10 protein-coding genes and 1 pseudogene are annotated in these 13,814 nt (G+C 69.3%); 2 read left to right on the top strand and 9 right to left on the bottom strand.

Annotated elements, in window-relative coordinates; translation table 11 throughout:
- Positions 1-718 precede the first annotated feature (718 nt).
- Complete coding sequence (locus KILIM_RS24105; protein ID WP_157551768.1) at positions 719-976, top strand: hypothetical protein; 258 nt, start codon at positions 719-721, stop codon at positions 974-976.
- A gap of 519 nt (positions 977-1,495) precedes the next feature.
- Here the strand turns inward: KILIM_RS24105 and KILIM_RS16145 are convergent.
- From KILIM_RS16145 to KILIM_RS16105, 9 genes are all read right to left on the bottom strand, one after another.
- A complete protein-coding gene (locus KILIM_RS16145; RefSeq protein ID WP_006593795.1) occupies positions 1,496-2,584 on the bottom strand; it encodes a hypothetical protein in 1,089 nt (362 codons plus the stop codon).
- Positions 2,581-5,070, bottom strand: coding sequence for a sodium-translocating pyrophosphatase (locus tag KILIM_RS16140; RefSeq protein WP_255247681.1), 2,490 nt, complete (start codon positions 5,068-5,070; stop codon positions 2,581-2,583). The genes KILIM_RS16145 and KILIM_RS16140 overlap by 4 nt, the downstream gene beginning before the upstream one ends.
- A 201-nt stretch (positions 5,071-5,271) precedes the next feature.
- Positions 5,272-6,831: a S8 family peptidase gene (locus tag KILIM_RS16135; RefSeq protein ID WP_006593793.1), complete on the bottom strand. Its 1,560-nt coding sequence runs from the start codon at positions 6,829-6,831 to the stop codon at positions 5,272-5,274.
- Positions 6,832-7,093: 262 nt separating this feature from the next.
- Positions 7,094-8,755 carry a monocarboxylic acid transporter gene (locus tag KILIM_RS16130; protein ID WP_006593792.1) on the bottom strand — a complete coding sequence of 554 codons (1,662 nt, stop codon included), beginning with the start codon at positions 8,753-8,755 and terminating at the stop codon, positions 7,094-7,096.
- Complete coding sequence (locus tag KILIM_RS16125; protein WP_006593791.1) at positions 8,752-9,108, bottom strand: DUF485 domain-containing protein; 357 nt, start codon at positions 9,106-9,108, stop codon at positions 8,752-8,754. Before KILIM_RS16125 ends, KILIM_RS16130 begins: the two co-directional genes overlap by 4 nt.
- Before the next feature lie 287 nt (positions 9,109-9,395).
- A complete protein-coding gene (locus KILIM_RS16120; RefSeq protein WP_006593790.1) occupies positions 9,396-10,928 on the bottom strand; it encodes a sodium/solute symporter in 1,533 nt (510 codons plus the stop codon).
- Between the two features lie 10 nt (positions 10,929-10,938).
- A complete protein-coding gene (locus KILIM_RS16115; protein ID WP_006593789.1) occupies positions 10,939-11,334 on the bottom strand; it encodes a hypothetical protein in 396 nt (131 codons plus the stop codon).
- Positions 11,331-12,152 carry a LytR/AlgR family response regulator transcription factor gene (locus KILIM_RS16110; RefSeq protein WP_006593788.1) on the bottom strand — a complete coding sequence of 274 codons (822 nt, stop codon included), beginning with the start codon at positions 12,150-12,152 and terminating at the stop codon, positions 11,331-11,333. The genes KILIM_RS16115 and KILIM_RS16110 overlap by 4 nt, the downstream gene beginning before the upstream one ends.
- A 13-nt stretch (positions 12,153-12,165) precedes the next feature.
- On the bottom strand, positions 12,166-13,473 hold the full coding sequence (locus tag KILIM_RS16105; RefSeq protein WP_006593787.1) for a histidine kinase: 1,308 nt from the start codon (positions 13,471-13,473) through the stop codon (positions 12,166-12,168).
- A gap of 23 nt (positions 13,474-13,496) precedes the next feature.
- Here KILIM_RS16105 and KILIM_RS16100 point away from each other — a divergent pair.
- Positions 13,497-13,814: pseudogene (locus KILIM_RS16100) on the top strand (hypothetical protein); the annotation flags it as partial.

Here is a 13,814-nt window from a genome sequence, read left to right as displayed (position 1 = left end):
GCGAGAGGCGCGAATGCGCGCCGAACGGGCTGGCGGGGGAGCCGTCGCCCCGGCGCTGGCCTTGCCCCCCGGGTCAGGGCCGCGGCCCCACGGCTACGGGCCAGCGCTACTCGTCGAGATCCGGAAAACGGTCGCGTTGCGGCCCTGAAAACGGTGGCGCAGGCGCCCCTCGAGGCCGCCGCCGCTGAGCACGAACACACAGTGCAACGGGCCACCCGTCGCGTCGTTGAGACCAAGGTCAGCTGGCCCGTTCAGTGGCGGACGGCCCCAGGTCGAGCATCTCGTGCACGCAACGCTTTGGCATGGGGATGGTCAAGAACCTCGGCGGCCTCTGGCTAACGCGCGGTTGGTGACTTCTACTGGTGCTGTTGTGCGCCGGTGGGGCGGCGGGACTGTGGGGGTCATCAGGGGAGTTCCATCGTGGCTCGCATCGTTGGACGTGGCGACGCCTCTGGTGGTGTCCCCTGCGTGCCCGGGTGCGCCTCTTCCCGCAGGGCGGTGGCTGCGGGGGCGTGCGGTCCCGTACACGCGTGATTACGGTTATGACGTGCACGGTCGCCTGCTCAGTGTCCGGGACCGGACCGCCCCGGTCACCGGGGATGACCCGGGAGTCTCGGTGTGCCGGGTCACCGGATATGCGTTTGATGCCAACGGGCGGCGGACCTCGCGGACGTCCGGGTCGTACGCCTCGAGCTGCGCCGGTGCCGGGACCGGGGTCGTGACGAGCAGCTACGCGTATGACAGCGCGGATCGGGCCACGACTGGTGCGTCGGGCAGCGGTAGCTACGTGTACGACCCGTTCGGTCGGGCCACGTCGGTCCCGGCGGCGGACGCCCCCGACCCGGGCCGTGGTGGGCTGAGCCTGGGGTATTTCGATGACGACCTGCCGGGCTCGATCACCCAGGACTCGGTGACGGGGTGGGCTCAACTCTGGCGGGTCGACTTTCAGTGTCGACGCAGGGGGTGGAAGTGTTGAACGAAGACGACGTCGCGACCGGACCTCACGGTGCTTCGTGGACAGAAGTTCATGTGATGGGTGAAAAATCGGGTGACTGGTGGCATCTGGATGGCCTGTCACCGACTCCAATCCTCATGGATGATATGTACCTGCAGCGTCTCTGTGTGGGGCATGTCGCTGGCTCAACGGTGCTCAACCTAACAGTCTCGACTCCGCGAATGCGTGGGAATATTCGATTCGAACGTGTCGTAGACTTTCGTGCCACCTGGCAGGGGGGCGTGACCCCGCCGGATGACGAGTGGGAGTGGGTCACATCTGCAGACCTGGACGCGAGAGGATTCTTCAGAATCTCAACCTACTTTATCGATTGGGAATGGCGGTCGAGTGGTCAATCTGCGCGGATTGAACTTCTGAGACCGACTGGTTTCTAGTAGCCTGCGCATTCGGTCATGACTATTTGCCGCAACAGTTCGCGACCGAACGGGCCGCGCCCCTGGGGTGCACGGGCCCGTTCGGTGTTGCCGGGTTCGGGGCGGGTCAGTTCCAGTCGCCGAACCAGCGGCGGACGGTGTCGGAGAGTTGCTGTTCGAAATCGTCGTCGTCGTGGTGGCCGCGCACCCAGTCGGTGAACGAGCCGCCGACGAGGCGGTCGAGCTGGGCCCGGGCCTCCTGCGGCGCGGTGACGGCCTCCATCAGCAGCTGCTCCGCCTGGGCGGGGGAGCTGTAGAAGAACGGGTACCCCTGCGGCACCAGCGCGTGCGCCCACGGCTCGTCGGGGAAGATCCCGATGACGCCGGCGAGCATCGCCTCCACGTACTCCAGCCCGTACGACTCCTCATTGGCCGTGGCCAAGAACGCCGTCGTGCCGGCGAGGGCATCCCAATAGTCCTCGCGGCTACGCAACGGACCGACCCACGCCCAACGGTGCCCCGACATCCGCATCGCAGGCGTGCGGGTCAGGTGCGTCTCGTGCAGGCGCATCTGCACCTGGATGGGCGTCCGCTTGGCGACCCTCTCGACGACCTCGATAAACGCCATCGGACGCTTGCGCTCGTCGACGTAGATGGCCGGGTAGAGCACGACGGGAGTCTTCGGCTCATGCCGCTCCTGCACCCGCTCCAGGCGCACCCCCAGGTTCGAGAAGGCGACCTTGGCCTGCTCGACGAACGGCTGCGTCGTCCACATGCGCATGATCTCGCGGATCTCACTGGCCGTCCGCTCGGAGTTGGCGAACGTCGGGAACAGCGCGAACGTCAACCCGAGCAGCGCCTTGTTGACCCGGTGGTGGTAGTGCTGTGAAGCCGACCACCACACGAAGTTCATGACCTTCGGCTCGGCTGCGTTGGCGTGCAGTTGCCCCCACACCTCCGTGGAGTCGATGACGTCGAGGTTGATGACGAGGGTGTTTTCAGCGTCCACCTCGTCGATCGGCAGCACCTCGAAGCCGTTGCCGGAACGTCGTTCGCGGCCGATGAGGATCGCCGGGGCGAAGAGGTTGAGCAACCGGCGGACGAGCACGGGGCCCGCCTCGAGGCCGACCACGTCGCCGTTCTCGTCCACCTCGATCCGGTTCTGGGTAGCGCTGGCTGCTGCGGGGGCCAGCCCGAGCTTGATCGCGATCTTCATGCCGATACCTCCTCACGAATGCGCATTGAGTAGAACGAGCGCCAGACGAAGACGCACGCGACGACGAAGAACACCACGCCGAAGCCCAGCGTCCACGCGGACAGTCCGCGCGCCGCCATGCTGACGGCCAACTCGACGGCGAGCAGACCGAACAGCGTCGTGAACTTGATGACCGGGTTGAGCGCCACCGACGAGGTGTCCTTGTACGGGTCACCCACCGTGTCGCCGACGATCGTCGCGTCGTGCAGCGGGGTGCCCTTGGCGTGCAGGTCGACCTCCACGATCTTCTTCGCGTTGTCCCACGCGCCGCCGGCATTAGCCATGAAGATCGCCTGGTACAGCCCGAAGATCGCGATGGAGATCAGATAGCCGATGAAGAAGTACGGCTCGGCGAAGGCGAAGCTCAGCGTCGCGAAGAAGATCGCGAGGAACATGTTGAGCATGCCGCGCTGGGCGTACTGGGTGCAGATCTCGACGACTCGGCGAGAATCTTCCGCCGACGCCTTCGTCACTCCGTCCAGGGTCATATTGCCCGCGATGAATTCGACCGCCCGATAGGCACCCGTCGTCACGGCCTGGATGGAGGCGCCGGTGAACCAGTAGATGACTGCGCCGCCGGTGATGAGGCCCAGCAGGAACGGCGGGTGCAGCAGTGACAGGTTGACGATTCCTTCGGTCAGGCCGTTGGTCAGGCCCATGATGATCGCGAAGATCATCGTCGTGGCCCCTACGACCGCGGTGCCGATGAGCACCGGTTTGGCCGTGGCTTTGAAGGTGTTGCCCGCGCCGTCGTTCTCTTCCAGCATCTGCTTGGCGCGGTCCCATTGCGGCTCGAAGCCGAACTCGTTCTGCAGCTGGGAGTCGATGTTCGGCTCCTCTTCGATGAGCGAGAGCTCATAGACCGACTGCGCGTTGTCGGTGACCGGGCCGTAGGAGTCGACCGCGATCGTCACCGGACCCATGCCGAGGAAGCCGAAGGCCACGAGACCGAAGGCGAACACCGAGGGCGCCAGCATCAGTTGATCCAGGCCCAATTCGCTGATCCCGTACGCGCCGCCCATGAGGCCGACGACGACGATGCCGAGCCAGAATCCGGAGATATTGCCGGCCACGAGGCCGGAGAGAATGTTCAGCGAGGCGCCACCCTGGCGGGAGGACTTGACGACCTCACGCACGTGGGCCGACTCGGTGGAGGTAAACACCTTGACGAGTTCGGGGATCAGCGCGCCGGCCAGGGTGCCGCACGTGATGATCGCCGACAACTTCCACCACAGGCCGTCGGGCTCGTGCGACAACAGCACGGCCGACGACGCGAAGGTGAAGATGATGCACAGCGCCGAGGTGAGCCACACGAGGTTCGTCAGCGGTGCCTCGAAGTTCATCTGATCGCGCGCGCCCCAGCGGCGGCGGGTGAACAGATCGTTGGCCTGATACGCCAATGCGGAAGCGATGAGCATCATCGCGCGGATGAGGAACATCCATACCAGCAGCGTGACCTGAACGTTCGGGTCGTGTACGCCGATGAGGATGAAGGTCACCAGGGCGACGCCGGTCACGCCGTAGGTCTCGAAACCGTCGGCCGACGGGCCCACCGAGTCGCCGGCGTTGTCACCGGTGCAGTCGGCGATGACGCCGGGGTTACGGGCGTCGTCTTCCTTGATCTTGAACGCGATCTTCATGAGGTCGGAGCCGATGTCGGCGATCTTCGTGAAGATACCGCCCGCGATGCGCAGCACCGAAGCGCCGAGCGACTCACCGATCGCGAAGCCGATGAAGCAGGCCCCGGCGACCTCGCCGGGCAGCAGCGTGAGGATGACGAGCATGAGGAACAGCTCGACGCTGATGAGCACCATGCCGACCGACATGCCGGACTGCATGGGGATCGAGTGCACCGGGTAGGGCTTGCCGCGCAGCGAGGCGAACGCCGTGCGCGAGTTGGCCAGCGTATTGACCCGGATGCCATACCACGCGACCCCGTACGAGCCGGCCATGCCGATGAGGCTGAACGCGATAACGATCGCCACCCGGCCCCAGTCGAAACCGACGAGGAAACGGTAATAGGCGACGATGACGATCGCGATGAAGACCCACAGCAGCAGCAGGAACTTGCCCTGCTGCATCAGGTACGCCTTGCACGTGGTGTAAATGAGTTCGGACACCTCGCGCATCGAGGCGTGCACCGGCATCGCGCGCAGCCGCGAATACGTGAACACACCGAAGCCGAGACCGAACGCGCAGATGATCATCGCGAACAGCAGCAAGGTGCGGCCGGGAATGCCCGCGAAGTCGACCATCGACAGGTCGGGCAGAACGAGGGTTGCCTCGCCCCCGACGTGATGGTCGCCCTCTTGCGCGGGGGCCGCGGCGCAGGCCGTGAGTGCCAATGCGCTGACGCCGAGAACGGCGAAGCGAGCCAGTTTTGAAAGGGGGGCCTGGGGGGCGGCGCCGGGGGCGTCGTCACCGGGTCTGGAAGGAGCCAGTAACACGACGAATCTCTCTGTCGTGAGCCCCGGCACCCTTGCCGGCGCTCGATGCCGACCACGCTACGCCCGGGGTTCATGCCCGCCATGGGCCCTTGGGCCCGAGGCAATCGGTTCGACTGAGTGGCTTCGGCTGAGTGGCTTCGGCTCAGTGGCTTCGGCTAAGTGACTTTGGCTCAGTGGCTTTTGACCCGGTGGCCTTTTGGCTCAGGGGCGGCCGACGGCCCGGGAGGCGTCCACCATGCCCTCACCGGCGAAGGAGTTACGGGCGGTCGTGCCCGTGCAGCGGCGGTCGCCGCGGGGGCACGGCACGTCGCGGGCCTGGCGCAGCAGCAGCGCCGACAACTGATTCGGGGAGGCCGTGGGGTTGCGGGCGGCCAGCAGCGCCAGCACGCCGGTGGTGAAGGGCGCCGCCATCGACGTGCCGGACATCTGGGCCCAACTGCGGCCCGGGACCGTCGAGACGATGTCGGAGCCGGGCGCGATGACGTCGATGACGTTGCGCCCGTAGTTGGAGTAGTCGGCCAGGCGCGCGCCCGGGTCGGCCGCCGAGACCGTCACGACACCGGGCAATTCGGCCGGCAGGTTCAGACAGGTGCTGTTGAGGGTGCGTGCGACCGGCGCGGAGTCGCCCGGACTCGCCACATCGCGGGTCTTGCGCGCCAGATCGAGGCCTTCGTTGCCGGCGGCTGCCACCGACAGAACGCCCCGCGAGTGCGCGTAAGCGAACGCCCGCCGCACCGCCTCCCGGCCCGCGGCCTGGCGCTTGTCGGTGCTGCACCAGAACTGCCACGGGTCGACGTAGTAGCTGTGATTGGCCAGCCGGATGCCTTTGTCGGCGACCGAGATGATGCCGCAGATCGCGTACTCGGGGTAGATGAAGCCGTCGTTGTTGACCACCTTGACCGACGCCAGCCGCACGCCGGGGGCCACGCCGGAGCCGCCGACGCCGTTGCGGGCCGCGGCGATGATGCCTGCGACGTGCGTGCCGTGGCCGCTCGTGGTGTTCAACCATCGGCTGGGGGTGCGGTCGGGGCGGCCCCCGTTCGTGCAGTCCACCGACGCGCTGGCGTCGATGCGGCCCCGCAGGTCGGGATGGGCGGCCTCGATGCCGCTGTCGACGACGGCGACCGTCACTCCGGCCAGGGTGCGCGCCGACATCGTCGCGGCCGCCGGGGTCGCGCCGACGGCGCGGACCGCCGCCAGACCCCACTGCTCCCGCTCTTTGGGGTCGGGGCTCCTGCGGGGTGCCGCGGGGCTCGCGAGCCCCGCGCGCGGCGGGTTGGCGCGCACCGAACGCAGCGACTCGGTGATGGGCACCGTGCGGGTCGGCCCCACCGAGGTGATCCCGGTCGCGGCGCCGGGACGCAGCCGGGTGGCGAAGTCGGCCCGGGTGCTGTGCACCACGAGGACGCCGATCTGCGGCCACTCCTGCACTACCCGGCCGCCGGCCTTGACGACGGCGGTGCGCACGACGTGCAGGCGGCCGTCGGCGATGCGCCCCCCGCTGCCGACGTTGACGACGAACGCGCTGGGGCGGGCGGCCTGGGAGGCGGCCCCCGCAGTCGGGGCCTGCCCGGCCGCCTGAGACTGCTGGGCCGCCTGAGCCTGCTGGGCTGTCGTGGCGGAGTCCAGGGCCTGCAGGGCGGCGTGGTGCACCTCGGGCGACCCGTTGGCCGGCCCCACGGCCAGACCCTGCAGCGGGGCGACGACGAGACCCAGGCCGAGGCACACGGCGAGCAGGCGGCGGTGCGAGGGGGCGTTCATGGCAACTCGATCCAGCAGAGAGGAGGTCAGGAGCGCCACGCTAGACCGCCGGCGTCTTGGACGCCCGACCCACACGTGTCTCTGCAGGTTCGCCGCAGCGAGCAGGGCCCCGCGGCTGGCCCCGCGACAGCGGCGGCACCCACCAGGCTCGGAGCGCACAAGCGGAGGCCGCCCCTCGCGGTTGCGGGGACGGCCTCCGGGTGTTCGACGGGCGGCCGGGCGCCGACGGTTGGGTGTCCGGCCGGCGCCTGGGCCCGACGTCTTAGTGGTCGAGCGCCTTGATGTTGGCGCCCGCACCCGTGAGGGAGCGGACCTCCATCTCGGCGTACTTGACCGCGTTGGTCTCGCTGCTTGTCACCGTGCCCAGCCAGCCGAGGAAGAACGCCAGCGGAATGGAGACGATGCCCGGGTTCTCCAGCGGGAACCAGGAGAAGTCGATGTTCGGGTTGGTGATCATCGACACGACCTGACCCTGCGCGTTGACCTTTCCGGAGACGACCGGGCTGAAGAGGATCAGACCCACGGCGGAGATGAGGCCGCCGTACATGCTCCACAGCGCACCGCGAGTGTTGAAGCGGCGCCAGAAGAGCGAGTAGATGATCGTCGGCAGGTTGGCGCTCGCCGCGACGGCGAAGGCCAGGGCCACGAGGAAGGCGATGTTCTGGCCGTAGGCCAGGATGCCGCCGACCACACCCACGACACCGAAGATCAACGCGGTCGTGCGGGCGACCTTGACCTCCTGCTCCGGGGTGGCCTTGCCGCGCTTGATGACCTCGTTGTACAGGTCGTGCGCGAACGTGGCGCTGGTGGTGATCGTCAGGCCGGCGACCACAGCGAGGATCGTGGCGAACGCGATACCGGAGATGATGCCCAGCAGCCACGAACCGCCGAGTGCGTAGGCCAACAACGGCGCTGCCGAGTTCGCCGCGCCTGGTGCCGCCATGATCTGGTCCGGGCCCACCATCGCCGCGGCGCCGTAGCCGATGACCAGGGTGAGCAGGTAGAAGCCACCGATGAGCCAGATGGCCCACTCCACGGACTTGCGAGCCTGCTTGCTGGTGGGGACCGTGTAGAAGCGGATGAGCACGTGCGGCAGACCCGCGGTGCCCAACACGATCGCCATCGACAGCGAGATGAAGTCGAGTTTCGAGGTGAGGTTCGCGCCGTATCTCAGGCCCGGTTCGAGCAGCTTCTCGCCGGCGGGGGAGGTGTTGACCGCGCCCTGCAGCAGCTGGGAGAGGTTGAAGCCGTACATGCCCAGCACCCAGATGGTGATGATGGCGGTACCGCTGACCAGCAGGATCGCCTTGATGATCTGCACCCAGGTGGTGCCCTTCATGCCGCCGATCATGACGTAGCCGATCATGACCGCGCCGACGATGGCGATGACGATGTTCTGCGCCCAGCGCCGGTCGAGGCCGAGCAGCAGCGAGACGAGACCACCGGCTCCGGCCATCTGCGCCAGCAGGTAGAAGAACGACACCGTCAGCGAGGAGGTGGCCGCCGCGATGCGCACCGGGCGCTGGCGCAACCGGAAGGAGACGACGTCGGCCAGGGTGAACCGGCCGGTGTTACGCATGAGCTCGGCCGTGAGCAGCAGCGCCACGAGCCAGGCGACGAGGTAACCGATGGAGAACAGGAAGCCGTCGAGGCCCTGGATCGCGACGGCGCCGGCGATACCCAGGAACGAGGCCGCCGACAGGTAGTCACCGGTGATGGCCCAGCCGTTCTGCCGACCGGTGAAGGCCGAACCGGCGGTGTAGTACTCGGCCGCGGTCTTCTTGCCGGCAGCGACCTTGATGACGACCGTCAGGGTGAAGACGACGAAGATGACGAAGATAGCGATGTTGAGCGTCGGGTTACCGACGCGCACGGCCTCAGCCGCGGGCAGCGCCGCCGGGAGGGTGAAGGCGAGGGTGCTCATTTCGAAGAATCTCCCTCAGCGAACTTGGCAGCGAGCGCGTCTGCACGGGGGTCGAAAACCTTGTCGGCCCAACGCACGTAGGCCATCGTGATCGCGAACGTCGTGACGAACTGCAGCAAGCCGAAGATGAGGCCGAGGTTGATGTTGCCGACGACCCGGATCGACATGAACTCCGGCAAGAAGGTGACGGTCAGCACGTAAAGGAAGTACCAGATCAAGAACCCCGCGGTCATCGGGAACACGAAAGCCCGGAATCTCTTACGTAAATCCTGGAATTCTTCGCTGGCCTGTATTTCCTGGTAGGCGGTCAAGCCGTCTGCTTGGGACGAGCCGCCGCTCTGGCTGCTGGACACCGGGTCACCTCCGTTGGTGGCGCTAGGGGAGCCGCGCCATGTCGGGACGGCTCGGCGAGACGGACGCGCCGTCGTCGTGGGGAACACCTTGCACGGTGCGCACCACCGCTGTCCCCCGATTGGCACGGTGCGTCACTGGAAGTGGCCGAATCGTTGCGCCGGTAGGAAACCGGACGCGATGAACGGTCGTTGCGCAGCGCCGAACGGTGATGGTTCGCGGTGGCCTCTAGAGGCCACAAGGGGCGTCAAGGGGTCTTGACGGGGCCTCAGCGGGTGCGGACGCCGCCTCAGAGACCGGAACGGCCCGGAAAGGCGCCCTCGGGCAGGTGCAAGCGCATCATGGTGGCCCTGGTGTTGGCGGGGACCCGACCGGGTGTGGCCAGGGAGACCAGGATCATCGTCAGGGTCGCCAGCGGCACGCTCCAGGCCGCGGGATTGGCCACGACCGTGTGCCAGGCACCCGGCGGCAGCACCCCGAAGACCGTCGCGGTCGCAGCACCCAGCGACGTCACGCCGCCGACGGCCAGGCCGGCGAGGGCGCCCGTGGACGACAGCCGTGGCCACCACACTCCGAGCACCAGCAGCGGGGCGAAGGTGGAGGCGGCGACGGCGAACGCCAGCGTCACGGTGGTGGCTAGGCCGATGTCGCCGACCGAGGGGAAGATCATCGCCGGCACGAGCATCGTCAGCAGCGCCGCAAGCCGGAAGCTGTGCACCCCCTCGGCGTCACCGCCGGTGATCCGCGCCAGTCCCGGCCGCACGACATCCTGGTCCAGCGCTCCGGTCACCGCGACCGCCAGGCCAGAGGCCGTCGACAAGAACGCCGCGAAGGCCCCGGCGGCGAGGACGGCCAGCAGCGTGCGCCCCAGCGGGCCATCGCTCATGACCTGCGGCAACTGCAGCACGATGGCGTCGGCCCGGCCGTCGAACGCAGGGGCCGTGCCGGTCGGGGGGCGGTACACGCGGCCCAAGATGGCATAGAGGGGCGGGAAGAGATAGAAGGCGCCGAGCAAGGCGATGACCGCGACCGTCGTGCGCCGCGCCGCGCGCCCGTTGGGGTTGGTGTAGAAGCGCACGAGCACGTGCGGCAGGCCCATCGTGCCCAGGCACAAGGCGACGAGGGTGCTGACCGTCACGTAGGCGCGGGTCGCGGTGGGGGCGGGGTCGAGCGCCAGCGCGAGGTCGAGCTGCGGGGCCGGCGCGCCCTGGGCCCACCACAACCCCAGCAGGATGAGCGCCGGGACCGCGATCGCGGCGAGCTTGAACCAGTACTGAACGGCCTGCACGAGGGTCACCGAGCGCATCCCCCCGGCGACGACGTTGAACGTCACGACGACACACACGAGCATCCCGCCCACCCACGCGGGAGCGCCGGTGAGGCTCTGCAGGGCCAGCCCGGCCCCGTGCAACTGCGGCAACAGGTACAGCCAGCCGATGAGGATCGCCAACAGGGTGCTCAGCCGGCGCACGCCGCGGCGTTCGAGCCGGGCCTGGGCGAAGTCGGAGGCGGTGTAGGCGCCGGAGCGGCGCAGCGGGGCCGCGACGAGCACGAGCAGCACGAGGTAGCCGAGCGTGTACCCGACGGGGAACCACAAGGTGTCGACGCCGCCGAGGTAGACGATGCCCGCGACGCCGAGAAAGGAAGCGGCGGACAGGTACTCGCCGCCGATGGCGGAGGCGTTGGTCCACGGGCCGACGGCGCGACCGGCGACGTAGAAGTCGGAGGTGGTGCGCGAGAGCCGCAGGCCGTACATGCCGCCCAGCACCGTCAGCGCGCACACGAGCGCGATCGGCAGCGCCAGCCACGGTTGCGCAGTCATGCAGGCCCGGTCACGTGCGGCTTCGGCGCACCAGCGCAATGAACTCGCGCTCGAGCCGCTCGGTGGCGCGCAGATAGGCCAGGGCGGCCAGCACCAGCAGCACGTAGGCGGCGCCGCCGAGCCACAGCCAGGTGAACGGCACCGGGCCGATCCGTGCCGCGTGCACGGCGGGCACCCCGAGGAAGGTCGCTACCGTCACGGCGACGAGCAGCAGCATCCCGCCCAGCAGCCGGACGGCCAGGCGCCGCTGCGCCGTGAGCAGCGCGTCGACATAGACCTGGCCCAACGCGGTCTGTTCGTCGAGCTCGGTGGTGATGGGGCGCGTCGGAGGTCGCCGCATGGCCTGGCGGCGCGGGGAGGTGATGCGGACCCGTTTGGGTGTCGGGCCGCGGCCCGACAAGCTCATCTGCCGCCCCGCCCGGGCAGGCGCATGAGTCGGTCGCGCAGCTCGCGCGTGTGCCGGCGGCTGACCTGCAACTCGATGTCACCCAGGCACACCACGCACCGCCCCCGCTCGACGCGCACCTGGTCGATCGCCGGCAGCGACACGAGGGTGGAGCGGTGGATACGCGCAAATCCCGCCTCGCCCCAACGCTCCTCCAGGTGGGTCAGCGACATCCGCACGAGGTGGCTGGCGTCCGCGGTGTGCAGGCGCGCGTAGTCGCCCTGCGCTTGCACGTAGAGGATGTCGGAGCGCTGCACGAAGGTCGTCACGCCGCCGAGCTCGACAGGGATCGTCTCGTCGACGGGCTGGGCCGCGGCCACGGTGGCCCCGCCGCTGTGGGTGCGCGCGGCCACCTTGCGCACCGCCTCACCCAGTCGCGCCTGGCGCACCGGCTTCATGACGTAGTCGACGGCCGCGACCTCGAAAGCGCCGAGCGCGTGGTCGCTGTAGGCGGTGACGAAAACGATCTGCGGCGGCTCGGCGAACCGGCCGAGCACCCGGGCCAACTCCATCCCGTCCAGGCCCGGCATGCGGATGTCGCAGAAGATGACGTCGGCCGCGGCGGCATCCAGAGCCCGCAGCGCATCGGCGCCGGAATGCACGGTGCGCACCGACGCGATGCGCTCGTCCTGCTCCAGCAGCCAGGCGAGCTCGGCCGCCGCTGGGGCCTCGTCGTCGACGATGAGGGCTTGCAGCCCACCGCCGGGGCGACCCGGCGCCCCGTGCGGTGCCGGGCCGTTCGCGTACGCGCCGGCGCTGGACGTCGTCATGCCCGCCAAGGGTAGCGGCGACTCACCCGTGGAGGTGGGGCGAAAATTTGGGGACCCGGAAGCTGACGCGGGTGCCGGCTCCGTGCGCGGTCTCCACGACCAGGCCGTAGGAGTCGCCGTAGGTGGTCCGCAGCCGGGCATCGACATTGGCCAGGCCCACGTGATCGCCGCCGGGCTCGCCGGACAGCACCGCGCGCACGGCCTCCGGACTGGCACCGACGCCGTCGTCCTCGACGACGATCTCGGCCTCGGCGCCCAGATCGGTGGCCGTGATCGAGATGTGCCCCGGCCCCTCCTTGGCCTCGATGCCGTGCCGCACCGCGTTCTCCACCAGCGGCTGGATCGCCAGCGACGGCACGTCGACGCCGAGCACCTCCGGGGCCACCAGCAGGCTCACCGAGAGCCGGTCGCCGAAACGGGCCTCCTCCAGCGCCAGGTAGCGCTCGATATTGGTCAGCTCGTCGGCCAGCGGCGTCACCTGCCCCGTGGAGCGGAACGAGTAGCGGGTGAAGTCGGCGAACTCCAGCAGCAACTCGCGGGCGCGGACGGGGTCGGTGCGCACGAACGAGGCGATGGCCGCCAGGGCGTTGTAGACGAAGTGCGGGCTGATCTGGGCGCGCAGGGCCCGCAGCTCGGCCTCCGTCGTGCGGGCGCGCTCGCGGTCGAGTTCGGCGAGTTCGACCTGGCTGGAGACCCAGTCGGCCACGGCCTGGGTGGCGCGCACGAGGTCGGCGGAGACGTGGGTGTCGAACGAGCCGAGCACCGCCACGACCCGGTCTTGGCACACCAGCGGGGCCAGGATCGCGTCGCGCACCCTGCAGTCGGGCTGCCCGCAGTCGAGCTTTCGGTGTTCCAGGCGCACCGTGCGGCCGGACCGCAGCACCTCTTGGGCCTGCTCGGGAAAGTCGACGGCGTGCTGCTCGCTGACTCCCTCCCAGGCCAGCAGCCCACCGGCGTCGCAGAAGGCCACGGCCTCCACGCCCAACAGCGGGCGCAGTTCGCTGGCGGCCCGCTCGGCGGCCTGCGGGGTGAGGCCGTGGCGCAGGTGGCGCGCGGCCAGCGAGGCGGTGTGCAGCGACTGGTACGTGGCGGCGGTGGCGGCGGAGGTCATCGCGGTGCGGCGGCGCGCGACGAAGGTGACCAGGGTCCAGCAGACGAGGGCCGCGGCCAGCGTGATGACGACGACCAGTGAGTCGGGTAGCCCGCCGTCGGGCAGCCCTGCCGCGGCACTGTGTGGGTGGCCGTACGGGTGGCCGAACGCGGCGCCATAGGCCGAGACGGGGGCGGACCCGACGGGCGCGGGAGCGGCCGAGCCGCCGGTCCAGAACACGGGCCAACTGTAGGCTGCGGCACGTGTCTGCCCCCGCCGATTCGCTGTTGCTCGTTGCCGCCTGGCCCCGCGTGGCTACGGCCTGCGCGGCCGCGCGCGAGGCCGGCACCCGGCTGCGCTTTCACGAGGGCCTGCGCCGCCGCATCCCGGAGGCGGCCGCCGAGTCGCGCGTGCGGGGCGCGTGGTCGAGTGCGGCTCTCGATGGGGCGCGGGTGCCCGTGGAGGTCGTGCGCAACCTTGTGACGGGCCGGTCCGCGTGGCCCCCGGGCGACGCCACGTGGGACCGGGTGCGCGGGGCCGTGCAGGTCACCGCCGAGGCGGAGCGGGTCGGACCGCTGCTG

The sequence above is a fragment of the Kineosphaera limosa NBRC 100340 genome, from assembly GCF_000298215.1.
GTDB classification, from domain to species: Bacteria; Actinomycetota; Actinomycetes; order Actinomycetales; family Dermatophilaceae; genus Kineosphaera; species Kineosphaera limosa.
This window is presented reverse-complemented; position numbering and strand designations above follow the sequence as displayed.